The organism is Streptomyces sp. JJ66, assembly GCF_019303495.1.
Lineage (GTDB): Bacteria > Actinomycetota > Actinomycetes > Streptomycetales > Streptomycetaceae > Streptomyces.
This window is the reverse complement of record NZ_JAEVFI010000021.1, coordinates 26,150-50,665: the sequence shown is the minus strand read 5'-3', so window position 1 is coordinate 50,665 and position 24,516 is coordinate 26,150. Positions and strand designations below refer to the sequence as shown.

The 24,516-nt window shown below is 73.2% G+C and carries 23 protein-coding genes; 15 read left to right on the top strand and 8 right to left on the bottom strand.

Annotated elements, in window-relative coordinates:
• The first annotated feature begins 859 nt into the window (after positions 1-859).
• From JJV70_RS16290 to JJV70_RS16270, 5 genes are all read left to right on the top strand, one after another.
• Positions 860-2,470 carry a sensor histidine kinase KdpD gene (locus tag JJV70_RS16290; RefSeq protein WP_219048712.1) on the top strand — a complete coding sequence of 537 codons (1,611 nt, stop codon included), beginning with the start codon at positions 860-862 and terminating at the stop codon, positions 2,468-2,470.
• Between the two features lie 140 nt (positions 2,471-2,610).
• Entirely contained in the window at positions 2,611-3,030 is a 420-nt protein-coding gene (locus JJV70_RS16285; RefSeq protein WP_219048711.1) for a roadblock/LC7 domain-containing protein, read from the top strand.
• The gene (locus tag JJV70_RS16280) at positions 3,027-3,386 is read left to right on the top strand and encodes a DUF742 domain-containing protein (RefSeq protein WP_219048710.1); all 360 of its coding nucleotides are present in this window, start codon (positions 3,027-3,029) and stop codon (positions 3,384-3,386) included. The genes JJV70_RS16285 and JJV70_RS16280 overlap by 4 nt, the downstream gene beginning before the upstream one ends.
• Complete coding sequence (locus tag JJV70_RS16275) at positions 3,367-3,984, top strand: ATP/GTP-binding protein (RefSeq protein WP_219048709.1); 618 nt, start codon at positions 3,367-3,369, stop codon at positions 3,982-3,984. The genes JJV70_RS16280 and JJV70_RS16275 overlap by 20 nt, the downstream gene beginning before the upstream one ends.
• Entirely contained in the window at positions 3,981-5,243 is a 1,263-nt protein-coding gene (locus JJV70_RS16270) for a cytochrome P450 (protein WP_219048708.1), read from the top strand. The genes JJV70_RS16275 and JJV70_RS16270 overlap by 4 nt, the downstream gene beginning before the upstream one ends.
• A gap of 60 nt (positions 5,244-5,303) precedes the next feature.
• Here JJV70_RS16270 and JJV70_RS16265 read toward each other — a convergent pair whose 3' ends face one another.
• Entirely contained in the window at positions 5,304-6,524 is a 1,221-nt protein-coding gene (locus JJV70_RS16265) for a cytochrome P450 (RefSeq protein WP_219048707.1), read from the bottom strand.
• A gap of 155 nt (positions 6,525-6,679) precedes the next feature.
• Here JJV70_RS16265 and JJV70_RS16260 point away from each other — a divergent pair, with 155 nt between their 5' ends.
• Positions 6,680-7,042 carry a DUF427 domain-containing protein gene (locus JJV70_RS16260; protein WP_219048706.1) on the top strand — a complete coding sequence of 121 codons (363 nt, stop codon included), beginning with the start codon at positions 6,680-6,682 and terminating at the stop codon, positions 7,040-7,042.
• A 365-nt stretch (positions 7,043-7,407) separates the two neighbouring features.
• Here the strand turns inward: JJV70_RS16260 and JJV70_RS16255 are convergent, their stop codons facing one another.
• On the bottom strand, positions 7,408-7,821 hold the full coding sequence (locus JJV70_RS16255) for a VOC family protein (RefSeq protein WP_219048705.1): 414 nt from the start codon (positions 7,819-7,821) through the stop codon (positions 7,408-7,410).
• 282 nt (positions 7,822-8,103) lie between these two features.
• Here JJV70_RS16255 and JJV70_RS16250 point away from each other — a divergent pair, with 282 nt between their 5' ends.
• The 3 genes from JJV70_RS16250 to JJV70_RS16240 all read left to right on the top strand — a co-directional run bounded on the left by JJV70_RS16250 (position 8,104) and on the right by JJV70_RS16240 (position 10,279).
• The gene (locus tag JJV70_RS16250) at positions 8,104-8,298 is read left to right on the top strand and encodes a hypothetical protein (protein WP_219048704.1); all 195 of its coding nucleotides are present in this window, start codon (positions 8,104-8,106) and stop codon (positions 8,296-8,298) included.
• 156 nt (positions 8,299-8,454) lie between these two features.
• Positions 8,455-8,649 (top strand): hypothetical protein, encoded by a 195-nt coding sequence (locus JJV70_RS16245; RefSeq protein ID WP_219048703.1) that lies wholly within the window; start codon positions 8,455-8,457, stop codon positions 8,647-8,649.
• 16 nt (positions 8,650-8,665) lie between these two features.
• A complete protein-coding gene (locus JJV70_RS16240; RefSeq protein ID WP_219048702.1) occupies positions 8,666-10,279 on the top strand; it encodes a hypothetical protein in 1,614 nt (537 codons plus the stop codon).
• A 178-nt stretch (positions 10,280-10,457) separates the two neighbouring features.
• Here JJV70_RS16240 and JJV70_RS16235 read toward each other — a convergent pair whose 3' ends face one another.
• Complete coding sequence (locus tag JJV70_RS16235) at positions 10,458-11,960, bottom strand: PLP-dependent aminotransferase family protein (RefSeq protein ID WP_219048701.1); 1,503 nt, start codon at positions 11,958-11,960, stop codon at positions 10,458-10,460.
• 216 nt (positions 11,961-12,176) lie between these two features.
• On the opposite strand from JJV70_RS16235, the gene JJV70_RS16230 reads away from it, so the two are divergent.
• The 3 genes from JJV70_RS16230 (at position 12,177) to JJV70_RS16220 (ending at position 15,025) form a co-directional block, all read left to right on the top strand.
• Positions 12,177-12,944, top strand: coding sequence for a glycerophosphodiester phosphodiesterase (locus tag JJV70_RS16230; RefSeq protein WP_308294845.1), 768 nt, complete (start codon positions 12,177-12,179; stop codon positions 12,942-12,944).
• A gap of 75 nt (positions 12,945-13,019) precedes the next feature.
• Positions 13,020-14,381, top strand: a complete 1,362-nt coding sequence (locus JJV70_RS16225; protein WP_308294844.1) for an MFS transporter — start codon at positions 13,020-13,022, stop codon at positions 14,379-14,381.
• Between the two features lie 269 nt (positions 14,382-14,650).
• Entirely contained in the window at positions 14,651-15,025 is a 375-nt protein-coding gene (locus JJV70_RS16220) for an RNA polymerase-binding protein RbpA (RefSeq protein WP_219048699.1), read from the top strand.
• 121 nt (positions 15,026-15,146) lie between these two features.
• Here the strand turns inward: JJV70_RS16220 and fxsA are convergent, their stop codons facing one another.
• The 5 genes from fxsA to JJV70_RS16195 all read right to left on the bottom strand — a co-directional run bounded on the left by fxsA (position 15,147) and on the right by JJV70_RS16195 (position 21,261).
• A complete protein-coding gene (gene fxsA / locus JJV70_RS16215) occupies positions 15,147-15,821 on the bottom strand; it encodes an FxsA family membrane protein (protein ID WP_219048698.1) in 675 nt (224 codons plus the stop codon).
• Positions 15,808-16,602, bottom strand: coding sequence for a polyprenol monophosphomannose synthase (locus JJV70_RS16210; protein ID WP_219048697.1), 795 nt, complete (start codon positions 16,600-16,602; stop codon positions 15,808-15,810). Before JJV70_RS16210 ends, fxsA begins: the two co-directional genes overlap by 14 nt.
• Positions 16,595-18,412, bottom strand: a complete 1,818-nt coding sequence (lnt, locus tag JJV70_RS16205) for an apolipoprotein N-acyltransferase (protein ID WP_308294843.1) — start codon at positions 18,410-18,412, stop codon at positions 16,595-16,597. The genes JJV70_RS16210 and lnt overlap by 8 nt, the downstream gene beginning before the upstream one ends.
• 580 nt (positions 18,413-18,992) lie before the next feature.
• Positions 18,993-20,633, bottom strand: coding sequence for an amidohydrolase (locus JJV70_RS16200; RefSeq protein WP_219048696.1), 1,641 nt, complete (start codon positions 20,631-20,633; stop codon positions 18,993-18,995).
• 187 nt (positions 20,634-20,820) lie between these two features.
• Entirely contained in the window at positions 20,821-21,261 is a 441-nt protein-coding gene (locus JJV70_RS16195) for an Lrp/AsnC family transcriptional regulator (RefSeq protein WP_219048695.1), read from the bottom strand.
• A gap of 214 nt (positions 21,262-21,475) precedes the next feature.
• Here JJV70_RS16195 and JJV70_RS16190 point away from each other — a divergent pair, with 214 nt between their 5' ends.
• The 3 genes from JJV70_RS16190 to JJV70_RS16180 all read left to right on the top strand — a co-directional run bounded on the left by JJV70_RS16190 (position 21,476) and on the right by JJV70_RS16180 (position 24,226).
• Positions 21,476-21,859 carry a hypothetical protein gene (locus tag JJV70_RS16190; protein WP_219048694.1) on the top strand — a complete coding sequence of 128 codons (384 nt, stop codon included), beginning with the start codon at positions 21,476-21,478 and terminating at the stop codon, positions 21,857-21,859.
• Positions 21,860-22,101: 242 nt separating this feature from the next.
• Entirely contained in the window at positions 22,102-22,845 is a 744-nt protein-coding gene (locus JJV70_RS16185) for a DUF4142 domain-containing protein (RefSeq protein WP_219048693.1), read from the top strand.
• On the top strand, positions 22,826-24,226 hold the full coding sequence (locus tag JJV70_RS16180; protein WP_219048692.1) for a DUF1996 domain-containing protein: 1,401 nt from the start codon (positions 22,826-22,828) through the stop codon (positions 24,224-24,226). The genes JJV70_RS16185 and JJV70_RS16180 overlap by 20 nt, the downstream gene beginning before the upstream one ends.
• Positions 24,227-24,516: the final 290 nt, after the last annotated feature.

The following is a 24,516-nucleotide window of genomic DNA, read 5'->3' as shown; positions in this document are numbered from 1 at the left end:
CGCCCCATCGGCAGCCCGTGACCGAGCTGGGATGCGGGCCATCTCTTCTTCAACTCTGCGTCCGGGCGCCGCCGACCGCAAACGCAGCCGACGCCTCGTGCGCCGCGGCCGGTGCGGCTCACCCGGACGGGCGCGGAGAGCAGCCGCGGTGCGTACGTCTGGGCGGGAAGCCGGGCGCGGCCGACAGCACGCGAGATCACGTCGCCGGCGGAAATGGTCTGGGAGCACAGGCATGGAAACCGCTGTTCGAGGTAAGAAGGAGGGCGAGCCCGCCCGGTGCGCATCCCCCGTCGCACCGGGCGGGCCTTGTGGTACTCGGACCTTCGGGGGCGGGGCTGGGCTGGGCAGGTCGGGTGCTTGGGCGCGGGTCAGTGCGGTGCACCGCGGCGGGCGGTGCGGGCCGTGGTCGGGGCCCGGCGGGAAGCGGGCGCGCGGTGGGCTGGTGCCGAAAGGCTGCCGGGTCTCAGCGGGCGGGCACGGCGCGGCCGGGTGCCGATCGCTGCGCGGCTGCCGTTCGTGTTCCGGCCCCGGCGCGGGCTTTGCGGTAAGCGGGCGCGAAGCCCGGTGGGCGCTGGCGGCTGCTGTGGCGCGAGCTGGTAGGCCCGTGAGGGGTGCGGTGCCAGAGGTTGCGCCTTTACCACGGGCCCTCACGGACGTCCGGCCAACGGTGTGCGGTCATCCCTGCGTATCCCCTCTTCGAGTGGCTTCCTCAACCGCCCTTGTACCTGGCTACCATGAGGCCGAGTGTGGAGCGGAAGATCGCCGTCAGCTTCTGCCGGTGCCGTCCACCTGTCCGGCCTGCCTGCGCCGGTTCAGCCCGCGTCCCTCGCACCACCTTCAGCCCCTGAGGACCGATTGCATGTCAGTGCCAGTGACCACTCACCAGCCGGCGATACCGTCGGCGCGTCCGGGACTTCTCGCGCTGGCGGGTACCGTCCTGGCGACCGCGGCGGCGTGCGCGGGAGTGACGATCCTCGCTCCGGAGCCGGGGCGCGTGTGGGTAACGGCGACGGCCGTCGCCGCAGGCGTGGCCATCGTGGTGTCCGCCAGCGTCGTTACGGTCACGCTGCGCCGGGCCAGACTGCGGGAGGTGTCCGCCGGGCAGCAGGTCGAACAGCTGCGCTCCCAGCTCGGGCAGGCGGGCGCGGAACTCGCGCACGCCCGGGCCGAGGCGGGCCAGCTCGCCGAGGTGACGCTGCCCTCGGTGCTGGGCCACTTGCGCGACGGCGCTTCGGCCGACACCGCGCTGGACCGGGTGCCCACGCCGCACGACCCGCAACTGGCGCGGCTGCTGGAGTGGTGCGCGCGCGAGATCGCCGTCGGTGAGCGGCGCAGCATGGCGGCGATGGCCGCGAGCGCCAAGGGCGTTGACCGGGTCCAGGCGCAGGCGAACACGATCCTGGCGCACCTGCGGGACATGCAGGACCGCTACGACGAGGACGTGCTCGGCGACCTGCTGACGCTGGACCACAACACCTCGCAGCTGAGCCTGCTGGCCGACCGGCTGGCGGTGCTCATGGGCGGTCGCTCCAGCCGCCAGTGGAACAAGCCGATCGTCATGGAGTCCATTCTGCGCGGCGCGTCCGGGCGGATCGCGGCGTATCAGCGGGTGCGGCTGCACTGCACCAGCACGGTGGCGATCGCCGGGCACGCGGCCGAGGGCGTCATGCACCTGCTGGCCGAGCTGATGGACAACGCCACCACCTTCTCCCCGCCGACCGACGAGGTGCACGTCTACGTCGAGGAACGCACCGCGGGCATCGTGGTCACCATCGAGGACAGCGGGCTGAAGATGGCGGACGCGGCGCTGCGCCGGGCCGAGGAGACGGTCGCGGGCGCGGCCAACGACCTGGCCACGCTCCAGGGCACCCGGCTGGGACTGGCCGTGGTGGGGCGGCTGGCGACCAAGTACCAGATGACGGTGAGCTTCCGGCCGTCCTCACGCGGCGGCACCGGGGTCGTCGTGCTCATCCCGCAGCACCTGATCGCCCAGCACCGCACGCCCGTGCCGGCGGCCCAGCCGCCGCGTGAACAGGCGCCGCAGGTCTCACAGGCCCCGCAGGCCCCGCAGGTCGCCTCGCCACCAGCGGCCGCCGTACCCGCGCCGACGGAGACACGGGCCACCGAACGCACCGCCGAACTGCCGCCCGTCCCTGCCCGCGTTGACGGGGACCTGGGCAGCGCCCCAGCCGGGGCGCTGCCCAAACGGCCACGGGGCCGTACGCTGGCGTCGGCCGAGCGGCAGCCGCTTACCCCGCCGGCGTCCGCGCCGCCGCCCCGGGCGCCGGGCGAGGCGGGCAGCCGGTTCAGCGCCTTCCGGCAGGCGAGCCGCGGCCGCACGGATGGCCCGTCCGATCCGCTTGGCGGCCTGACCGACCCGCTCGGCGGTGCCTCCGACCCGCTCGGTGGGCCGGATCCCTACCAACGCGCCCAGGACCGCGACACGCCGGAGCCGCCCCCCACGCCGTAAGCAGGGCTTCCGTCGGCAGCAGTCCTCCGCGCCGGAACGGTGACGTCGCCGTCCGGTGCACCACCCGTCCCCCCGCACCAGATTGGAGGCACGGGCTGACGCAAACCGGGACTCCGGTCCCGTTCAGCCCCACGACCACGATGCAGACCACTGACCGCAGCCTCGACTGGCTCCTGGAGAACCTGCTGGCCAGGACCCCCGGCACCCGGCACGCACTGGTGCTCTCCCGGGACGGCCTCAAACTGTGCTGGAGCGAGCAGCTGACCGTGGACAAGGCGGACCAGCTGGCCGCGATCGCCTCGGGCATCCAGAGCCTGTCGCACGGCGCGTCCATCGAGTTCGGCGACGGCACCGGAGGAGTGCGCCAGTCGATGACGGAGTTCCACGGCGGGCTGCTGTTCATCGTCGAAGCCGGTGAGGGCGCGCACCTGGCCGTGCTGGCCGCCGACGACGCCGACCCCGGCCTGATCGGGCACCACATGGCGGAGCTGGTCGAACAGCTCAGCGACCACCTGAGCGCGGCGCCCCGGATGCCGCAGCAGGAGAGCCGGCCCGCATGACCAGGCGGCCCGTCGATCTCGGCGACCCCGACCGGCTCTACACCGTCACCGGTGGGCGGCACCGCACCGACGGCGACTCCTTCGACCTGGTGACGCTCATCGTCGCCGAGTGCGAGCCGACGCCGGGAATGCAGTCCGAGCACGTGCGCATCCTGAAGCTGTGCCGCCGTCCGACGGCGGTGGTGGAGGTCTCCGCGGAACTGAAGCTCCCGGTGACGGTGACGCGCATCCTGCTCGGCGACCTGCTGGCCACCGGCCGTATCACCGCCCGCCACCCGCGCCCGGCCCCCGCCCACCACGTGCTCCCCGACTCCGCACTGCTGAAACAGGTACTCGATGGACTCCACAATCTCTGAGCCGGACGCCGACGCCCGGGTTCCGCTGGGCGCGGCGGCCGACACCGGACTGAAGATAGTGATCGTCGGCGGGTTCGGCGTGGGCAAGACCACGCTGGTGCGATCGGTCAGCGAAATCCGCCCGCTGAACACCGAGGAGGTGATGACCCAGGCCAGCGTCGGCATAGACGAGAACGCGAAGGTGAGCGACAAACACACCACCACCGTGGCGTTCGACTTCGGCCGGATCAGCCTCAACGAGCGCATGGTGCTGTACCTGTTCGGCGCGCCGGGCCAGGAGCGGTTCTGGTTCCTGTGGGACCGCCTGTTCAGCGGAACGCTGGGCGCGGTGGTCCTCGTCGACACCCGCCGGGTGGAGGACTCCTGGTACGCCATCGACCGGCTGGAGCACCACGGGACGCCGTTCGTGGTGGCCGTCAACCGTTTCTCGGACGCCGCCTCGCACAGCCTTGAGGAGGTGCGCGAGGCGCTGTCCCTCTCCGAGGACGTGCCGATGCTGGACTGTGACGCGCGGCAGCGCCGGTCCAGCAAGTCGGTGCTGATCGGACTCGTCAACCATCTGTACGACCTGTCCATGGCCCGGGAGATGACGCCGTGACCGACCCACTGACCGCCGACGCACCCGCTTCCGGCTGCCCCGCGCACCCCGAGGCCACCACGCTGAGCGGCCTGGAGTACCAGCAGTCGCCCGCCGAGCTGTACCGGTCGCTGCGGCACCGGCACGGCCCGGTGGCGCCGGTCCTGCTCGACGGCGGCATTCCGGCGTGGCTGGTGCTCGGCTACCGCGAGGTGCGCTACGTCACCGCTCATGACGAGCTGTTCGCGCGCGATTCGCGGCGCTGGCACGCCTGGGATTCGATTCCCGCTAACTGGCCGCTGCTGCCGTTCGTCGGCTACCAGCCCTCGGTGCTGTTCACCGAAGGCGCGGAGCACCAGCGCCGGGCCGGGGTGATCAGTGAGGCACTGGGCGCGATGGACCAGTTCGAGCTGGCCGTCACCTGCCGGCGCATCGCGGACACGCTGATCGACTCCTTCGCCGGGCGCGGCGAGGCGGATCTGAAGGCCGCGTACGCGCATCCGCTGGCGATGCTGGCGGCGGTCGGTCTGGCGGGCATGCCGATGGGCAGCGCGGACACCGACGAGCTGGTGCGTGACCTGGGGATCTCGCTGGACGCGCGGGAGGGCGAGGACCCGGTGGCCGCCTATGGGCGCGTGGGCCAGCGCCTCACGGCACTCGTGCGGGACAAGCGCGCTCAGCCGGGTTCGGACATCACCTCGCGGATGCTGGCGCACCCGGCGGCCCTGACGGAGGAGGAGATCGTCCAGGACCTCATCTCGGTGATCGCGGCGGCCCAGCAGCCGACGGCGAACTGGATCGGCAACGCGCTGCGGCTGATGCTGACCGACGACCGGTTCGCGCTGAACGTGGCGGGCGGACGGCTGAGCGTGGCGCAGGCGCTGACCGAGGTGCTGTGGCTGGACACGCCGACGCAGAACTTCATCGGCCGCTGGGCGGTGCGCGACACCCAGCTGGGCGGGCGGCTGATCCGGGAGGGAGACTGCCTGGTGCTGGGGTTCGCCGCCGCCAACACCGATCCGCAGATCTGGCCGCAGGGGCACGTGGGCGCGGCCGGGAACTCCGCGCACCTGTCGTTCAGCCACGGCGAGCACCGCTGCCCCTACCCGGCGCCGCAGCTGGCCGAGGTGATCGCGCGGACCGCGGTCGAGGCGCTGCTGGAGCGGCTGCCGGACGTGGTGCTGGCGGTGGATCCAGGCGAGCTGCGCTGGCGCCCGTCGGTGTGGATGCGCGGGCTGACGGAGCTTCCGGTGACCTACACCCCGTCCTACGTCGGGTAAACGCGGACGGTCACCGCCCGGCGTTGCGGCGGAACGCGGCTCCGCCGCAACGCCAGCGGGTCAGCCCCGCACAGGGGTGAACTCGACCGGCAGGCTAGCGGGTCCTCGGGTGAAGACGCCCTCCTCGCGTGGGTGGAAGCCTTCAGCGAGCCGCAGGCCGGGCAGCGCGTCGAGCAGTTGGCTGACACCGACCTCCACCTCGGCCTTGGCCAGCAGGGCGCCCACGCAGAAGTGGCGGCCCAGCGCGAAGGCGAGGTGGTCGGCGGCGGCGGAGAACGCGCGCGTCGTGGTGAGGTCGTCCCGGAAGATGTTGAAGGTGTCCGGGTCCTGGTACCGGTCGCGGTCGCGGTTCGCGGCACCGATCAGGCAGGTGACGGTGGCTCCGGCGGGTATGGTGCCGCCGCTGAGTTCGACCTCCTCGGCGGTCTCCCGCATGATCATGTGCACCGGCGGGGTATAGCGCAGCGTCTCGGCAAAGGCCCGGTCGATCAGGGTCCGGTCCTCGCGGACAGCGGCGAGCTGCTCAGGGTGGGTGAGCAGATTGGCGAAGATGCTGGCGATGGCCTTGTCGGTGGTCTCACCACCGGCCGCGAGCAGCAGACTGCAGAACGCCTTGATGTCCTCATCGCTCATCTTTGTGCCGTCGACCTCGGCGGCACACAGCACGGAGAGCAGGTCATCTCCCGGGTTCTCCCGGCGCCGCTGGATGATCGGGATCATGTACTCGGCGAACTCCACCCGGGTGCGCTCACCGGCCGCGGTGACCTCGGGGTCCCCGGAGAGGTTGCCGAGGAAGTTGATGACCGAGGTGTACCAGCCGTGGAAGCGGCCATGGTCGGCCTTGTCCAGGCCAAGCATGTCGGCGATGACGTTGACCGGGAACCGGGTGGCGTACTGGGCCACCAGGTCGGCGCGGCCCGCATCCCGGAAGGCGTCGATGAGGTCGCGGGAGTTGCTCTCGATGACGGGGAGGAACTTCTCCTGTAGTTCGATGCCACGGAAGGCGGGGGCCACCAGGGCGCGACGCACGGCGTGTTCGCGGCCGCTGAGCTGGAGGATCGTCCTGCCGTGCACGGGCTCGACCTGCCAGGCGTAATTGTCGGTGGTGAAGAGTGAGTCCTTGAAGGCCCGTTCGACGTCGGCGTAACGGGAGATGATGTAGCTGTTCATGGCTTCGTGCCAGATCAGGGGGGCGTGCTCGCGTATCTCCCGGTAGGCGGGGTAGGGGTCTGCCGCGAACTCGGGCGAGAGAATGTCGGGGACCTGCCGTGCCGTGGCCATCGTGCTCCCTGAAAGTCAGTAACGTACGTACTGCTACAGGTTATTGATCATTTGTGAGCTCGACCAGACCGCCTTCGTACCTGGAGCTGAATACTGGGTGCGCAGAGTGACGGTTACGATCGCTGTTGGCACGGGTTCCCATACAAGGAGCGATCATGGGCGGGACAGCACATCCGCACGGCAGCGGCGGTGGCGGGCACCGGGTCCGGGTTGAGCAGGGTGAGCGGCACGTTCGCGCGGCGGTGGGCGGGCAGGTGCTGGCCGAGAGCCACCGGCCGGTGCTGCTGCACGAGACCGGGCTGCCGGTGCGGTACTACCTTCCGCCTCAGGACGTGCGCATGGACCTGCTGGTGCCCTCGGCGACGACCACGAGCTGCCCGTTCAAGGGAACGGCCTCGTACTGGTCACTGCCGGACAGCCCCGCCGACGTCGCCTGGGCGTACCGGGAGCCACGGGCGGAGGTGGCCGCGATCGCGGGTCACCTGTGTTTCTACGCGACCGAAGTCCTGCGCGGCTGAGCCCGTCCGGTGCCGGGGCAGTGTCAGCGCGGGTGGCACGTGCGCATGCGGCGTCGCCCCCCGGCGTTCCGCCCGCTCGGTACGTGGACCGGCCAGGCACAAAACAGCCGCGCCCAGGCCGTGACGACCGCCGCGCCGATCGGTCAGCCGCCGAGCACGTCGGCGGGCTGGCTGCGCACAAGCTGCCGCTTGGTGAACGTTACGCCCGACGGGTGACAGTCCGCCGGGCGTAACGCCGTGCCCGGGCCTGGCCCGTGGCACGTACCACCCCGTGGGCCGGCCACCGGCCGCTGGGGAGCGGCGACGGCTGGCGTGGCCCCCGTGCCCGCCAGCCGCGCCGCGCTACCGGGACCGCCCGGGCGGCGTCACCCCTGCTGCGCGCGCATGGCCTCCAGGTCCAGGGTGATGACCTCCCACAGGTGGCCGTCCAGATCCTGGAAGCTGCGGGCGTACATGAAGCCCTCGTCCATCGGCTCCCGGGTGGCCGTGCCGCCCGCTGCCAGGGCCTTGTCCACGAGTTCGTCCACCCGCTCACGGCTGTCCACGCCCAGGGCGAGGATCGCCTCGGCGGTCCTGCCGGTGTCCGGGATCTCCTTCTTGGAGAAGCTCCGGAAGAAGTCCTCGGTCAGCAGCATCACGTAGATGTTGTCCTCGATGACGAGGCAGGCGGCGTTGTCGTCGGTGAACTCGGCTTCGAAGGCGTAACCGAGTTCGGCGAAGAACTTCTTGGCGGCGGGCAAGTCCTTCACGGGCAGGTTGACGTGAATCTGGGTAGCCATGGGGTCCTCTTCTCTCTCCTGGGCCGGTGAGTGCCACGCGTTCACAGCGGGCAGCCGCCCGGCGGGCTGGTGCGGCCTTCGGTCAGGCTGGCCTGTTGGGGCCGTCATCCCTACAGACGCCGGCCGGCACGCGAACTCATCGCCGGGCGCGGAAAATTCTCGCGGGAGCGGCGGCGCGGTGTACGCGAGGCCCTCCGCCATCCGGTCCTGCCGGTTTGCGGGGTGTGCGGCGGCTGGTGAACCTGGGGAAACCCGCTGGCCATCCCCTTTCCGGAGCCCTTCATGGACCTGTCCATCTCGAGCGTCCTCCTCCTCGGGATCATCATCTTCCTGCTCTCCCGCAAGGGCGGGCTGAAGTTCTCGCACGCCCTCGTGTGCGCCCTGTTCGGCTTCTACCTGGCGGGGTCCACGATGGCCCCGGGGATCGCGGCGGGCGGGAGCATGATCGCCTCGCTGGTGTCCGGACTGACGTTCTGACAGAAGCCGGTGGTCTACGGCCCCGAGGACGGCTGGCCTGTCACGCGATCAGAGTGATGAAATGCCGATTCACCCTTTTGCCTGTTGGACGACCCGGTGCTTTCTGTGAAGCTGTCATCACAGAAAGTGATGCACGCCTCCACTCCAGGAGAACTCATGGTCCTGTCCATCTCCGGCGTCGTCCTGTTCGGAGTGATCGGCTTCCTGCTCTTCCGCAAACACGGCCTCAAGCCGTCCCACGCCCTGGTCTGCGCGCTGTTCGGCTTCTACCTGGCCGGAACCGCCATCGGCCCCGGCATTCAGGCGGGCAGCGACAAGCTGGCCAGCCTGCTCGGCGGAATCGCCCTCTAGCGGCCGGGAGGTTCACGTGGCGTGGCGCTCACTCACCCAGGTCCGCGTCCCGTTCCGCCCCTTCGGCCACGGCGCGGGTGACCCGCTCCAGCCGGTGCGCGTGCTGGGGCGCGGCGGAGGCCGTCTGATCGCGCTGGCCCGCGACTGGTGGGGCCGTACCCCCAGGGAGCAGCGCGGCCCGGCGCTGTTCCTGGCCGGGGCCTGCGCCCTGTTCCTGTGGCTCATGCCGTACGGCCTGTGGCTGGCCGGTGCGGGCCTGCTCGGGGCCGCCGCCTGGTACGGGCGGGAGCGGGAGCAGGAGGCACCGGCGGTGGCGGAGGCCGCACCGCCCGAGGAGCAGACGAGGCGGCTGCAAGCGCTGTACGAGGCTTTGGTGCCGGTGTTCACCGTGGCCGGTGACCCGCACCCGGAACCGCTGTACGCGCCCGGCGGCTCCTTCGAGCGGGCCTTCACCGGGCAGGAGTTCGACGCGGATGGGCGGATCACCCGGCTGGTGCTGCGCTACCCGCCCTGCTTCCCCGACGGCGAGCTGGAGGCGCGACTGCGGGTGCAGCGTGTGCTGTGCGCGAAGGCCGGGCGAAGTCGCGAGTTCCGGTTCGACTGGGACGAGGAGGCGGGCGAGCTGGCCTTCACCGCCCTCGCCCCGCTGCCGACCGGAATCCACGCCCAGCGGTTCGTCGTCGCGCCCGGGGAGATGGTGCTGGGGTTCACCGACGGTGACTCGGTGCAGCGCACGCTGCCGGTGCGCGACGGCGAGGTATCCCGCGATGTGCCGCCGGTGGTGTGGCGCACCGGTCCCCGCTCCACCGAGCCGCACCTGCTGGCCCTGGGCCAGCCGGGCGCGGGCGCGACGACGCTGCTGCGGTCGGTGGCTCTGCAGGCGCTGCGCCACGGGGACGTGCTCGTCGTCGACGGGTCCGGCTTGGGCGAGTACGCGAGCCTGGCGGGGCGCCGGGGCGTGCTGTCAGTGGAAACGACGCTGGTGGGGGCGCTCGCCTCGTTGCAGTGGGCCGCGCACGAGACCGAGCGGCGGCTGCTGGCGGCCGTCCGCGCCCGGCAGGCCGGGACACCGGCCGATGAGGTGCGCCGACCGCTGTGGGTGCTGGTGGACCGCCCCGCGGTGCTCAGCCACCTGGCGCGCGGCGAGGGGCGCGGTGATCCACAGGAGCTGCTGCAGGTGGCCCTGCGGCATGGCCGGGCGGCGCGGGTGTCCGTCGCAGTGGCCGAACAGTTCGAGGGCGCGGAGGCGCTGGCGCAGGTGGTGCGGGCCTACACCAGGGCGCGGGTGGTGCTGGGGTCGGCCACGCCCGAGCAGGTGCGCGCGGTGCTCGGTGAACCGCCGCAGACCACGCCGGTGCGGGAGGTGCCGCCCGGACGCGGCTTTGCCCGGCTCGGCACGGGCCCCGTGCTGCGGCTCCAGGTGCCCGCCACTCCGGACCCCTGCGACGAGCTGGCCGGTGAGGCGGAACGGGAGGCGGTGGCCGCCCTGCTGCCGGGCCCCGTGGTGGGCGTCGAGGAGCACGGTGACGCGGAGGGCGCGGAGGGCGGACCCGGTACGGCCGACGGCGCGCGGCAGGGGGCCGGCCCGGTGGACCCGGTGCGGGAGGAACGGCGGGCGGCGGCCCGGTAACCGCCGCGCCGGGCTGGCCGTGCCCGGCCGGTGCCGCGCCCCGGCGGTAGTCTCGGGTGCCGCGCCTGGTTGGGGCCCCGGGTTGTTGCCTCCGCCAGGATGCGGCGCCGCCTGAGCGAAGTGGCTCCGGCGCCCGGTAGCGCGTCCGGCGGGCCCGGGGCCGCCGCTCCCCCGGGCCTCAGGCGACGAAGCTGCGCGGGATGTCGGGCTCGGTGTGGGGGCCGCCCACGACGAGCCGGGCCGCGGTGGCGAGCCGGGTGGCCGCCTCGGTGGCCACCGGGCCCGACACGGTGAACGGCAGCCGCACGTAACCCTCGAACGCGCCGTCGATGCCGAAGCGCGGCCCGGACGGCACCCGGACCCCGAGCCGCTCCCCCGCCTCGGCGATGCGCGAGCCGGAGAGCCCTCCGGTGCGCACCCACAGCGTGAGGCCGCCGCGCGGGACGGTGAACTCCCACTCCGGCAGGTGCTCGGTGACGGCGGCGACCAGGGCATCCCGGTTGGCGCGGGCCTCCGCGCGGCGCACGGCCACCGCGCGCTCCCAGCCGCCGTCGGTCAGCAGCCGGGTGACGGCGAGCTGTTCGAGCACGGGGCTGCCCAGGTCGGCCCAGGCACGGGCGGCGGTGAGGTGGCGGATGACGTCGGGCGCGGCCCGCACCCAGCCGATGCGCAGGCCCGCCCACACCGCCTTGCTGACCGAGCCGATGGTGATGACGGTGGCGCCGCCGGGGTCGAAGGCGGCCACCGGACGGGGCGGTGCGGCCACGGTGGTCTCGTCCAGCGCGAGGTCGGCCATGGTCTCGTCGACGACGAGGGTGGTACCGGCGGTGCGCGCGGCGGCCACCAGGTCACGGCGCTGTCCCTCGTCGGCGAGCGCGCCGGTGGGGTTGTGGAAGTCGGCGACGACGTAGGCCATGCGGGGCGCCGCCGCCCGCAGCGCCTGCTGCCAGGCGGGCAGCTCCCAGCCGCCGAGTCGGTCGGCCATCGCCACCGGTACCAGGCGCATGCCCGCGTCGCGCATCAGGTGCAGCACGTTGGCGTAGGAGGGGTGCTCGACGGCTACCCGCTCGCCGCGCGGGACGAGCAGACGGCAGATCGAGGCGACGGCGCCCATCGCGCCGGTGGTGATCATGATCTGTTCGGGCCGCGTGGGCAGGCCGCGCGCGGTGTAGCGCCGGGCGACGGCGCGGCGCAGATCGGGCAGGCCGGCCGGGTAGTCGCCGTGTGTGCTCGCGTAGGGCGGCAGGTCGGCCAGGGCGCTGGTGAACGCCTGGCTCAGGTGCGGTTCGGGGGCGGGAAGCGCGGCGCAGGCGAGATCGATGACGCCTCCCGCCGACTCCGGCGGCAGCGGCTTGAGGCCACGGGACGGCGGCGGGCTGCCCGCGGGCACCGCCGTCCAGCTTCCGGCGCCCCGGCGGGAGGCCAGGAAGCCCTCGGCGCGCAGCGCCTCGAAGGCGGCGGCCACGGTGGTGCGGCTCACCGACAGGGCGGCGGCCAGTTCGCGTTCGGCGGGCAGCCGGGCACCGACGGGGACGCGGCCTTCGAGGACGAGGAGCCGTACGCCGTCGGCCAGCGCGCGGTAGGCGGGAGTGCCGCCGCGGGGTGCGGGCCGCGTGGTGCGCTGCGAGCGCAGGAGCCGCACGAGTTGCGGAGCACCCACCACTGAGGTCCACTCGGGCATCGCAGAAGGCCACCTTCCCTGATTGGCCATCGTATTGGCCTTGCCAGTGGCTCCAGGATGTCACCCGGCTGGCGCGGCGCGTCAAGTGGCTATCGGCCGGGTGGGCTGCCGCGGGAGCACGGCGCCGCGGCGGGACGGTGCCGGGCGGTGGCGCAGCACCGGTGTCCGGGTGGCGCCGGTTCCGGGGTGCGCGAGCGGGCACGCGATACTGCGGCGGTGACGACTGCGGCGCATCCCTACTTCGACCATCCCCGCCCGCTCGCCTTCGCTCACCGGGGCGGCACGGCCGAGGGCCTGGAGAACACCCGGTTCGCGTTCGCCCGGGCGGTGGACCTGGGCTACCGCTACCTGGAGACGGACGTGCACGCCACCGCCGACGGTGTGCTGGCGGCCTTCCACGACGCCACCTTGGACCGGGTGACCGACGCCCGGGGCCGCATCGCCGACCTGCCCTGGTCCGAGGTGGCCCGGGCCCGGGTGGGCGGCCGGGAGCCGGTGCCGCTCTTCGCGGAGCTGCTGCGGGAGTTCCCGCGCGCCCGGTGGAACATCGACGTCAAGGCCGATGCGGCGCTAGTGCCGCTGTTGCGGGTGCTGGCGGAGCAGGACGCCTGGGACCGGGTGTGTGTGGGCTCCTTCGACGAGCGGCGGGTGGTGCGGGCGCGGGCGCTGGCGGGGGCGCGGCTGGCGACGTCGCTGGGCACGTCCGGCGTCCTGGCCCTGCGGCTGCGCTCATGGCGGCTGCCGGTGCCGGTGCGGCCGAGCGCGCTGGCGGCGCAGGTGCCGGTGCGGCACGGGCGGATACCCGTGGCCGACCGGGCCTTCGTGCGGGCCGCGCACCGGGCGGGGATGCAGGTGCACGTGTGGACGGTGAACGATGCCGACCAGATGCGGGAGCTGCTGGACCTGGGCGTGGACGGACTGATGACCGACCACCTGGTGCGGCTGCGCGAGGTGCTGGCCGAACGCGGGGCCTGGACGGGGTGAGCGGGAGCCGGGATACGGTTTCGGCCACAGCCGGTGCGGCACTCGGCCGGGCGGGCGCGGCGAGGAGGGGGCCAGGTGAAGTCCAAGGCGGTGAGTGAGCCCGCGGACGGCGCGGGCGACGCGGGGGCACGCCGTCGCGAGCAGCGGGGCTGGTACTGGTACGACTGGGCGAACTCGGTCTTCCAGACCAGTGTGCTCACCGTGTTCCTGGGCCCGTACCTGACGGAGGTCGCCAAGAGCGCGGCGGACGCCGACGGGTACGTTTACCCGCTGGGTATCCCGGTGCGTGACGGCTCGTACTTCGCGTACGTCATCTCCGTGTCGGTCCTGCTGTCGGTCCTGGTGATGCCCCTGGTGGGCGCGGTCGCCGACCGGACCGGACGCAAGAAGCCACTGCTGGGCGTGTTCGCCTACACCGGCGCCGCGGCGACGCTGGGCATGTTCTTCCTGGACGGCGACCGTTACCTGCTGGGCGGCTTCCTGCTGATCGCCGCGAACGTGGCGTACGCGGCGTCGATCGTCGTCTACCACGCCTATCTGCCGCAGATCGCCGAGCCGCACGAGCGCGACGCGGTCTCCTCACGCGGGTGGGCCTTCGGGTACGCGGCGGGCGCGCTGGTGCTGGTGGCGAACCTGGGTCTGTTCCTCGGGCACGAGTCGCTGGGGGTGAGCGAGGGGACGGCGGTACGCATCTGCCTGTCGTCGGCCGGTCTGTGGTGGGCGCTGTTCACGCTGGTGCCGCTGGCGCGCCTGCGGGACCGGCCAGGGACCGTGGCCGGGGCCCGGATGTCGCTGGGCGGCGGCTTCCGGCAGCTCGGCCAGACGGTGCGGGAGCTGCGCCGCTACCCGCTCACGCTGATGTTCCTGCTGGCGTATCTGCTCTACAACGACGGCGTGCAGACGGTGATCACGCAGGCGTCGGTGTTCGGGGCGGAGGAGCTGGGGATGGCCCAGGAGACACTGATCGGCGCGATCCTGCTGGTACAGGTGCTGGCGATCTTCGGGGCGCTGGGACTGGGCCGACTGGCCGAGCGCCACGGCACCAAGCGGACGATCCTCGGCTCACTGGTGGCGTGGACGGCGGTGGTGGCGTGCGGCTACTTCCTGCCAGCCGGGCAGCCGGCGTGGTTCTTCTGCCTGGCAGCGGCGATCGGCATGGTGCTGGGCGGCACGCAGGCGCTGTCCCGCTCGCTGTACGCCCAGCTCGTGCCGCGCGGCAAGGAGGCGGAGTACTTCTCGCTGTACGAGGTCAGCGACCGCGGCACGAGCTGGCTGGGGCCGCTGCTGTTCGGTCTGACCTACCAGATCACCGGCAGCTACCGGGACGCGATCATCTCGCTGGTGGTCTTCTTCGTCCTGGGTTTCCTGCTCCTGCTGCGGGTACCGGTTCGACGGGCGGCGGCCGCGGTGGGCAACACCGACCCCGGCCGGATTTAGCCCCGGCGCGGCGGGAGCGGTAGTGTACGCCTTCAGCCCGCCACGTCCGACCGTAACCGCGTGTCCACCAGGAAGAAACACCGGGTGACATCCGCCCCTCAGATGTGACAAAGCGGGCACCGGCGGGTACAACAAGGGGCGGCTACGACGGGCCGGGTACGTTGACGCATGTCCCGATTCGGGAATCTTCACCGCCGACCGGACGTTGACCGGTATGACGACGACAGCGACACCTGTCCTGTGGGCGACAAGCCCGGGAGGCACGATTCATGAGTGAGCGAGCTCTGCGCGGCACGCGACTCGTGGTGACCAGCTACGAGACGGACCGCGGCATCGACCTGGCACCCCGCCAGGCCGTGGAGTACGCATGCGAGAGCGGACATCGGTTCGAGATGCCGTTCTCGGTTGAGGCGGAGATCCCGCCGGAGTGGGAATGCAAGGTCTGCGGCTCCCAGGCTCTGCTGGTAGACGGCGAGGGCCCGGAGGAGAAGAAGACCAAGCCCGCGCGTACGCACTGGGACATGCTGATGGAGCGGCGTACCCGCGAGGAGCTGGAGGAGGTGCTGGCCGAGCGGCTGGCCGTCCTGCGCTCCGGCGCGATGAACATCGCGGTGCATCCGCGCGACAGCCGCAAGTCGGCGTAAGCGCCGCCGGGGTCGGCCAGCGCTGACCTGACTCGGCACGATACGGCGCGGAGGCCGGTGAGTCAGCCCTGAGGGGCTGCCACCGGCCTCCGCGCCGTTGTGCGTACGGCCGCGAGCGCGGTCAGGCGCCAGGGCGGCGGGGGTCGGTGGCTCCGTCGCGGGGGCCGGGGTCGCGGGGACGCTCCGTGTGGGGATCATGGTCGCGGATGACCTCACCCTGGACGACCTTGCCGTCCGGGCGGTGGATGCGGGCCTGATCGCCGGCGGTGCGCGCCTGGTGCAGGGCCTCCCCCAGCGTGCCGGCGCCGGCTGCGGGCGCGTGCCGCCGCACCCAGCGGTCAGCGGCGCGGCGCAGGAGGGAGGCGGTGGGCGGGAAGAGGCACAGCAGGCCGGCGGCGTCCGAGAGCAGGCCGGGCAGCATCAGCAGCATCCCGCCGAGCATGGCCGGGGCGTTGCCGCCCGAGGGGGTGCGGGCGGGCTCCCGCTGCGTGGTACCGGGCGGCTGAAGGGTCCGGGCCAGGGCCTGCCAGGCGCGGCGTCCGGCTCGCTTGATGACGGCGGCACCCAGCACGAACCCGGCGGCCAGCAGCAGGAAGACGGTCAGCCCACCGGCGGCGTCACCGAGCAGGAGCAGCAGCCACAGCTCCAGGACCACCCAGGCCGCGACGGCCAGCGGCAGGAGCGTGCGCAGCCGGGGGCGCACGGTGCGGGCGCGGCGGCGGGGACCGGCCGAGCCGGACCGGCCGCCGGTGTGCTCGGAGGGTGGCTCGTAGCGGCTCGGATCACGCGTGGTCATGGTTCCCAGTGTGCCTGGGCCGGGTCACCTGCTCGAAACGGGACCGCAGGCCCCATACCGTCACCCGCCACAGGGCCTCGATGACGATGTCCCGGCTCATCTTGCTGTCCCCCAGCTCTCGCTCGACGAAGGTGATGGGCACCTCGACGACGTGATAGCCCGCGCGCACGGCACGGTTCGCGAGGTCAACCTGGAAGCAGTAGCCCTGCGAGGCCACGGTGTCGATGCCGAGGCCGCGCAGCGTGTCGGCGCGGAAGGCGCGGAAGCCGCCGGTGACGTCGCGGACCGGGATGCCGAGGATCATCCGCGAGTAGGTGCTGCCGCCACGGGAGAGGAACACCCGCCCGGCGGGCCAGTTCACCACGCGGCCCCCGGGCACCCAGCGCGACCCGAGCACCAGGTCGGCGCCGCGCAAGGCGGTCAGCAGCCGGGGCAGTTCCTCCGGCTGGTGGGAGCCGTCGGCGTCCATCTCCACCAGCACGTCGTAGCCGTGCTCCATGCCCCAGCGGAAACCGGCCAGGTAGGCGGCGCCCAGGCCCTCCTTGCCGCGCCGGTGCAACACCCGCACGTGGTCGTCACCGGCGGCGAGTTCGTCGGCGAGCTTTCCGGTGCCGTCGGGGCTGTTGTCGTCGGCGACCAGGACATGCGCCTCGGGCACGGCCGCGCGGGTGCGGCGCACGATCGCGGCGAGGTTGTCCACCTCGTTGTACGTCGGGATGATCACCAGGGCCGGTCCCAGCGGGCCGAAGCGCCGCTCCTTCGCGCGCTCGCGGTCAGTCACGGCTGGTCCCCTTTTCGTCCGGACGGCGCAGGCGGCCGTGGAGGATCGCGGCGGCCCAGGAGAAGAGGCCCACCATAGCGAGCGTCCACTCCGGTGCCGAGCCGACGCGGTCAGCGAGAGTGCGGCCGTCGCGCAGCGGCAGCTCGGCGGAGAGCACGTCCTGCGTGAACTCCTCGGTACGCTGCTCGATCGTCCCGTCCGGCGCGACGACGGCGCTGATGCCGCTGGGTGCGGCGGTGACGATGGCGCGGCCGTGCTCCATCGCCCGCAGCCGGGACATGGCCAGCTGCTGCTCGGGCTGGCCGGTGTTGCCGTAGGTGGCGTTGTTGGTCTGGATCACCAGGGCGCGGGCACCGGCGGTGACGGTGTCGCGGACAATCTCGTCGTAGGCGACCTCGAAGCAGATCACGTCGCCCAGCCGGGCCGGTCCCACCGTCAGGACGCCGGGCTCGTCACCGGCCAGGAAGTCACGCGGAACCCGGTCAAGGCGGGTGATGACCTGGCTCAGCTGCTCCCGGAAGGGCACGTACTCGCCGAAGGGCACCGGGTGCTGCTTGGTGTAGGAATCACCCGGGCCGGTCCGCGGGTCCCACACGATGCCCTGGTTTTCGACGTAGCGCTCGTTGGTGGGGTGGTTCACCAGGGCACCGACGAGGATAGGGACCTGAACGGCGGCGGCCGCCCGGTCGATCGCGGCGTACGCCTCGGCGGACTGGTACGGATCGAGGTCGGAGGCGTTCTCCGGCCAGATCACCAGATCCGGCCGCGGGACGCGGCCCGCCTCCACCTCGGCGGCCAGGTCGAGGGTGGCTTCGACATGGTTGCCCAGGATCAGCATCGGGCGGCCGAGGAAGTTCATCCCGGGCTGCTGCACATTGCCCTGGACGACCGCGATCCGCACCGTGTCGGCGGCGGTGGTGGGGAGGGGTACGGCGTACCCGGCCAGGGTGAGGGCGGCGGCGAGCGAGGCGGCGCCGAGCAGGGTGCGCCGCGCGCGGACGCGCTGGGCCGGGGCGGGCACCGGCTCGTCGGTGCTGGCCGTCCGGGGGCGGCGCAGGCGGTGCGCGGCCAGGACCACGGCGGCCAGCAGGGTGCCGGTCAGCGCGACGGCGAAGGTGACCAGCGGCGCCCCTCCCAGCGCGGCCAGCGGCGTGAAGGGCGAGCCGGTGTTGGCGAAGGCGAGCCGCCCCCACGGGAAGCCGCCGAACGGCACCCGGTCCCTGGCCCACTCCTCGGCGACCCACAGGCAGGCACCCCACAACGGCCACAGCGGCAGCCGGGAGACCCGGGCGAGCCCGGCGCCCAGGGCGGCGAGGAAGAGCGCCTGGAGCAGGGAGAGGCCGATGACGGCGTCCCAGCCGATGACGCGGAGCCACTGGAGCAGGCCGGTGAAGAAGGCGAAGCCGAAGACGAGCCCGGTCGCGGCGCCCTGGCGGGCGGTGCGGTGCCGGGTCAGCAGCGCGAGGGCGGCGACGGCGAGGACCGACAGGGGCCACAGGCCGACCGGGGGAAAGGCGGCGGCCAGGGCGAGACCGCTGAGCGCGGCGGCGCCGACGCGCAGGACGGCGGGGCGGGCCGGGCGGGTGGGCCAGAGGCGGCGGGTGCGGCGGCCCGGCGGCTCGGTGGGGTCCTGCGCCGGGGGCGGGTCCGGGTCGCGCCGGTTCCGCCGTGGGGAGTTCGGGTGGCGTTCCGGCACGGCGGCGGCCGCGGACGCGTCGGCCGCCGGGCTGGCGGTGTTCCGGCGTGCGGTGCTGGGCGCGGGCTCACCGGCGTCTCGCTCCGCCGCCCCATCCGGGTGCGCAGTGCGCACGGGGCGGGCGGAGGCGGGTTCTGCGCAGTGGGGTCCACGGGTCGTGTCGGGGCCCGGTGCCACGGTGGCGGCCTTCCTGCAGGGAGGGGGATCTGAGGTGACCGTACAACGACGGGCGGGCGTTGCGGGCCTCAGGTAGACAACGGATCGCCGGGCACGGGAAAGCCCCCGGACCCCCGCCACCTCCCCGGGCAAGCCCTCCCCGGCGAGACCGCGAACACTGCGGTCGGGGCCCGGCGCCCTTCGGGCCGACCTGGGACCCGCTGGCTGCGGATCAACCGAAAGCCGTTGTCTACTGAGCGACCGGGCCCCACCCGGGTCACACCTGCCGGTCAGACGAAACCTTCCGCCCCGTGCCGCGGGCGCTGGCCCTGGCTCCGCTGGCGCGGGGGAACCCCCGACCGGACGTCCTGTGGTGGACTCCGCCGAACCTACCGGGCTCCGACGCCCGCCTGTCAACAGCCGTTTGACCTGTGTCTTAGTCCCGCACCGCGTCAAACCAGCAGTTCAGGCGCATGGTCCGGGGGCGGCGGCCCCGTGCGGCGGCCGCACCTTTCGGCGTAGGGACGACGCTCGCAGATCACTCGTTCGGCCGCGTAAAGACCGTCCGGCCGCCGACCACGGTCCGCAGGCACAGCGGCAGTTGGGCGCCCGGGCTGAGGTCGGGCAGGCCCGGGGTGCCCGAGCGCGGGTCGGTGGACCAGTCCGCGACGCGGGTGTCGGGGGTCTGCACGAGGAGTTCGCCGGTGCGCCACACCGCGTAGTCGGCCGGGGCGCCGGGCACGAGGACACCGGCATCGTCGCGGCCCAGCGCCCGCCAGCCGCCACGGGTGTGGGCGGTGAAACCGGCGCGCGCGGAGATGCGGTGCCCGGGGGTGCGGTGGAAGGCGGCGGCCCGCACCCCGGCCCAGGGGGCGAGTGGCGTCACCGGGCTGTCGGAGCCGAAGGCGAGCGGGACACCGGCCCGGCTGAGGGCGGCGAAGGGGTTGAGGGTGCGGGCCCGCTCGGCCCCCAGGCGCTGGGCGTACATGCCGTGTTCCCCGCCCCAGGCCGCGTCGAAGCCGGGCTGGACGGAGGCGATGAGGGCCAGTTCAGCGAAGGCGGCGACGTGGGCGGAGGTGAGCATCTCGGCGTGCTCGACGCGGTGCCGCAGGGCGCGGACGGGGCCGGTGCCCAGACGGTCCGCGGCGGCGCGGACGCCCTGGGTGACGGCGGTGAGCGCGGCGTCGCCGATCGCGTGGAACCCCGCCTGGAGCCCGGCCTTGGTGCACGCGGTGACATGCGCGGCGACGGCGTCGGCGTCCAGGTGGGCGGCGCCGGTGTGCGGCGCGTCGGCGTAGGGGGTATGCAGGTGGGCGGTGTGCGAGCCGAGGGAGCCGTCGGCGAAGAGGTCTCCGGCCGCGCCCACGGCACCGAGTTCGCGGACGCGCTGGGCGTCCCTCGCGCCGGTGACGGTCTCGGCCCAGTAGCCGTAGACGCGGGGCCCGGGCGTCTGGGCGGCGAGGGCGAGCAGGGCGGTCAGGTCGTCGGCGCCGGAGATGTCGGGCCCCGCGCACTCGTGCAGCGCGCCGATGCCCAGCTCGGCGGCGCGGGCCAGGGTGGCGCGCTGGGCGTCGGTGCGCTGGGCGGGGGTGACGGCGGCGTGGGCGGCCGCGCGGACGGCGTGGTGGGCGGCGCCGGTCAGCGGGGCGTCGGCGGCGAAGCCGGGCAGTTCGCGGACGCCGGTGACCTGGTCCAGCAGGGCGGTGGTGGCCAGCGCCGAGTGGACATCGACACGGGTGAGGTAGAGGGGGCGGTGACCGGTGGCCTCGTCCAGCTCGGCCCGGGAGGGTGGACGCTGCTCGGGCCAGGCGGTGGCGTCCCAGCCGTGACCGAGCAGCACGCGGTCGCCGGGGCGGGCGGTGGCATGGGCCCGGACGCGGGCCAGGGCGTCGGCCAGCGAGGGGCACGCGGTCAGGTCGAGGCCGGTGAGCGCGAGACCGGTGGCGGTGGTGTGCACGTGTGCGTCGGTGAACGCGGGGGTGACCAGCGCGCCGTCGAGCCGCACCACCTCGTCTACGCCGTCGGCGAAGGAGTCCGCGGCGCCCTCGGAGCCGATCCAGGCGACGCGCTCGCCCTCGACCACCATCGCGGTGGCGAACGGGTCGGCCGGGCTGTAGACGTTCCCGCCGCGCAGCAGGACGGTGCGGGAGTTCTCACGGGGGTTGGCGCGCTCAGTCATGGGCCAAGTCTCGCGCCTGGACGCGGACGGGCGCCGCGCGGGGTGGGGGCGCGGGGCGCCCGGCCGGACGCGCGCGCCGGAGGCCGGGCGAAGACGCCCCCGGTGGTACCGGCGAGGTGGGCCGGGATGCCCGAAGGAGGCTGCGGAAGGCACCGGCCGCGCGGGGGCGGGCGGGCGGCCCGCCCGGTCAGACGCGAGGCGGGCGGGCCTCGTACGGCGTGGAGAGGACCACCGTGGTGCGGGTCGAAACTCCGGCCAGGGTACGGACGCGGGCCAGGAGGTGTTCCAGCTCGATGGGCGTGCCCACCCGCACCTTGAGAATGTAGTTCTCCTCACCGGCCACGCTGTGGCACGCCTCAATCTCCGGTACGTCGGCGAGGCGCTCGGCGATGTCGTCGGGGGCGCTGGGGTCGAAGGGGGCGACGGAGATGAACGCGGTCATGGGCAGGCCGACGGCCTCGGCGTCCACGATGGCGGCGTAGCCACGGATGACGCCGCGCTGCTCCAGCCGCCGTACCCGCTGGTGCACCGCCGACGTGGACAGGCCCGTGGCCTTGCCCAGGTCGGTGTAGCTCATCCGCCCGTCCTTGACGAGCAACTGCACGATCTGCCGGTCCAGCTCCTCCACAGCAGCTCAACCTACTCTGCCCGGCGCACTCCGGCACAGGGAACGCCCGGGGGGAAGCCCCCGTGCACGCCGGGTGTGAGCAAGGACACATCACGTGCCGCGCAGCGCTCGGGGTGGCGGAGATTACGCGCGGGCCCCTATGGGAAATGCTTGCTGTGGCCGAGAAACCAGCCGTTTCAGGGCGTGGTCCGGCCGGTCCATCCGAGGGGGATGCATGCCGAAGACCAACCCGCTCCGTTCCGATGCCGCGCCGCTCGGGCCCGCCGCGGGCGACGGTGTCGAACCAGCCGCCGAGGAGGCGGACGAACCCTACGACTCCGTGGAGATCTACCGGGTGCGCTGCCCGCGGTGCGCGCAGCCGATCGCGCTGCTGGCGGAGGAGGAGAGCCTGCCGGAGCACGCGCTGTGCGCCACGCCGTGGAACCCGTTCGGGCTGACGGTGTGCCAGGGCTCAGGGCTCCCGGTGACGGACGCCGAACTCGACGCCGGCACGGCTCAGGAGGCCGACGCCGCCGCGCTGTTGACGCTGCCAGCCGGTCTCGACTGGCGTACGCAGCCGTTCTCCCACGCGGTGGGCCCGGCTTCGATCACGCGGTAGGCCCGGTTACGCGGCAGGGGGCGAGCGGCGGGAAGCCGACGGCGGCGGGTCCCGGCCCGGAGCGGTGACCTCCGGGGCGGCGCCGGGCCGCCGCCCGCGGCCAACTGGCCCGCGCGGAACGTAACAGGCTCCCGGCACGGCCCACCGGTCTTTGTCGGCTCCGGATGAAGCCGGCCGGCGGCCTCCTCCCCGCGCGCTAGCGTCCCGGTGCACCAAGGGCGCCCGTGCACCGAGGAGGACGTATGCGCCACGTCAACGGCCCGCCTCTCGCGTCCGGCCGATCGCTGGGCACGATGCTGGTGATCGCCGCGCTCGCGGCCACGCTCGTGGCACTGCTCTTCCCGGTGCAGAAGTTCGGCGGCGTCGAAGCGGCCGCCGCGTCCGCCCAGGGCTGGGAGGACGACGGCCAGGGCACGGTGAGCACCGAGTACGGACCGCTCACTCCGCTCGACCGGGACTTCGTGCGCAAGGTCCGGCTGGCCGGGCTGTGGGAACTGCCTGCCGGGCGCCAGGCCCAGGAGCGCAGCGCCCGGGAGTCGGTGCGCACGGCCGGGGACCATCTCGTCGAGGGCCATACCGAGCTGGACGAGAGGGCCATCGAAACCGGGCGCGCGCTCGGCGTCGAGCTGGCCAATCAGCCCACCGAGGAACAGCGGGGCTGGCTCACGCAGCTGAACGCCGCGAGCGGCGACGCGTTCGACCGGCTTTTCGCCAACCTGACGCGCCGTGCGCACGGTCAGGTGTTCGCCCTGGTCGCCCAGGTGCGGGCTCAGACCCGCAACTCCCTGGTCCGCTCCCTGGCTACGCAGGCCAACACCGTCGTGCTGGACCACATCACGGTCCTGGAGAACACCGGACTGGTGGACTTCGAGTCCCTCGCCGCCACGGCGCCGCCCGCCCCGCCACCTGCCGGGACGCCCAGGGCCCACGCCGGTCCTGCCCGGTCCAACGAAGTGGAGTCACCCCATGAGAAAACAGGCGCATAAACGCTCCCGCAAGACGACGCGGACGGTGGCGGCGCTGGCCGCCCTGGCCCTCGGCGCGGGCGGAACGGCCCTCGTGGCGACCAACGCATCGGCCGGATTCAGCTCCGGGGAGCAGGAGCGGGAGCAGGTACGCCCGGTGGCACAGACCATCGACTGCCCGGACGTCAGCCTGGCCCTGCGGGACGTGCCCCAAGAGGCCAAGGTGCCGGTGGGCCAGGGTCTGGCGGAGCTAGACGCTCAGGTGGCGACCGCCTACGAGCGGTTGCACTCCGGCCGGTGGGCCACGTCTTCGGTGCTTTCGGAGCTGGCGGGGGACCGGACGGGAAGCATCGAGGAGATCACGAGCAGTATCCGCACGGCGGGCGGTTCCCCCCAGGAGCTGGAGCAGCTGAACCGCTGCGAGGTGCGCGAGGACGACTCCGCCGGGCAGGTGCGCGACGGCGAGGTGCTGGGCCAGCGGATGGAGCCGTGGGAGGGGGTGGAGAAGTTCGGCGGACCGGTGGTCGAGGACTTCGTGGACATCACCGTCGTCCAGCCGAACGTGCGTCAGCCAGCGCTGGGGCGGAACGCGTCTACGGGCACCTTCATCAACGAGTGCGGCACGAACGAGGAGGAGCATTTCAACTCCGACAACGTCATCGTCAACCCGGGAGTGAGCAACGGCGCCCACCATGTGCACGATTACGTCGGCAACCTGGCCACGGACGCCTTCACCGGCGACCGGGACCTGGCCCGGGCCCGGACGACCTGTCAAAACGGTGACCAGTCCAGCCACTACTGGCCGGTGCTGCGCCAGCTGGACGGCCGCAAGGACTTCCGGGGCACCGAGAACGGCGGGGCCGGCGGGCACCTGGACGGCAACCTCGGCACCATCCTCCAGCCAGCCGACGTGGACCTGATCTTCCGGGGCAGCCCGGTCTCCCAGGTCACCGAGATGCCACGGTTCCTGCGCATCATCACCGGCGACGCGAAGGCGTTCACCAACGGCCTGGACAACGCCAACGCCTCCTGGAGCTGCACCGGGTTCGAGGACCGGCAGCTGACCGACAAGTACCCGATCTGCCCCCAGGGCAGCCAGGTGGTGCGCACGTTCGAGTTCCAAAGCTGCTGGGACGGCCGGAACACCGACAGCGCCAACCACCGTGACCACGTGGCCTTCGCCCAGCGGGACGGCTCGTGTCCGAGGGGCTTCACCGCCATTCCGCAGCTGGTGCAGCGCATCGTCTACGACGTGCCGCAGGGCATGGCCTTCGCGGTGGACAGCTTTCCCGAGCAGTTGCACAAGCCGGTCACCGACCACGGTGACTTCATCAACGTCATGGACGAGAACCTGATGCGGCAGGTGGTGGAGTGCGTCAACGAAGGCCGCTCGTGCCGGTAAGGAGGTGACACCAGGCGTCCGCACGTGAAGGGCCCGTCCCGGCCTGGCTGGGACGGGCCCTTGGCGTGCGACGGTGGCGGAGACGTCTCCGGGGGCACCGCCCGGGCGGCGGGCTCGCGGGGGCCGGGCTTGACGGTGGGACCGCAGCGGGCTTGAGGGTGGGACCGCGGGGGCGCGCCCGGGGGCACGATGACGGGGCATGGAGGCCCGGGCGGGCAGGGGCGGCACGACACGGCGACGCGGAAGGCCGGGTGGTGCGGACGCCGGGCGCGGACCTCGGCGGCGGGGGC

Coding starts and splice junctions, on each gene's coding strand:
- JJV70_RS16245 (WP_219048703.1), top strand. CDS start 8,455: ATGGTCCTGTCCATCTCCGGCGTCGTCCTGTTCGGAGTGATCGGCTTC.
- JJV70_RS16265 (WP_219048707.1), bottom strand. CDS start 6,524: ATGGCCACGGCACGGCAGGTCCCCGACATTCTCTCGCCCGAGTTCGCG.
- JJV70_RS16235 (WP_219048701.1), bottom strand. CDS start 11,960: ATGCCCGAGTGGACCTCAGTGGTGGGTGCTCCGCAACTCGTGCGGCTC.
- JJV70_RS16185 (WP_219048693.1), top strand. CDS start 22,102: ATGCGCCACGTCAACGGCCCGCCTCTCGCGTCCGGCCGATCGCTGGGC.
- JJV70_RS16190 (WP_219048694.1), top strand. CDS start 21,476: ATGCCGAAGACCAACCCGCTCCGTTCCGATGCCGCGCCGCTCGGGCCC.
- JJV70_RS16275 (WP_219048709.1), top strand. CDS start 3,367: ATGGACTCCACAATCTCTGAGCCGGACGCCGACGCCCGGGTTCCGCTG.
- JJV70_RS16220 (WP_219048699.1), top strand. CDS start 14,651: ATGAGTGAGCGAGCTCTGCGCGGCACGCGACTCGTGGTGACCAGCTAC.
- JJV70_RS16280 (WP_219048710.1), top strand. CDS start 3,027: ATGACCAGGCGGCCCGTCGATCTCGGCGACCCCGACCGGCTCTACACC.
- JJV70_RS16255 (WP_219048705.1), bottom strand. CDS start 7,821: ATGGCTACCCAGATTCACGTCAACCTGCCCGTGAAGGACTTGCCCGCC.
- JJV70_RS16290 (WP_219048712.1), top strand. CDS start 860: ATGTCAGTGCCAGTGACCACTCACCAGCCGGCGATACCGTCGGCGCGT.
- JJV70_RS16285 (WP_219048711.1), top strand. CDS start 2,611: ATGCAGACCACTGACCGCAGCCTCGACTGGCTCCTGGAGAACCTGCTG.
- JJV70_RS16250 (WP_219048704.1), top strand. CDS start 8,104: ATGGACCTGTCCATCTCGAGCGTCCTCCTCCTCGGGATCATCATCTTC.
- JJV70_RS16260 (WP_219048706.1), top strand. CDS start 6,680: ATGGGCGGGACAGCACATCCGCACGGCAGCGGCGGTGGCGGGCACCGG.
- JJV70_RS16200 (WP_219048696.1), bottom strand. CDS start 20,633: ATGACTGAGCGCGCCAACCCCCGTGAGAACTCCCGCACCGTCCTGCTG.
- fxsA (WP_219048698.1), bottom strand. CDS start 15,821: ATGACCACGCGTGATCCGAGCCGCTACGAGCCACCCTCCGAGCACACC.
- JJV70_RS16180 (WP_219048692.1), top strand. CDS start 22,826: ATGAGAAAACAGGCGCATAAACGCTCCCGCAAGACGACGCGGACGGTG.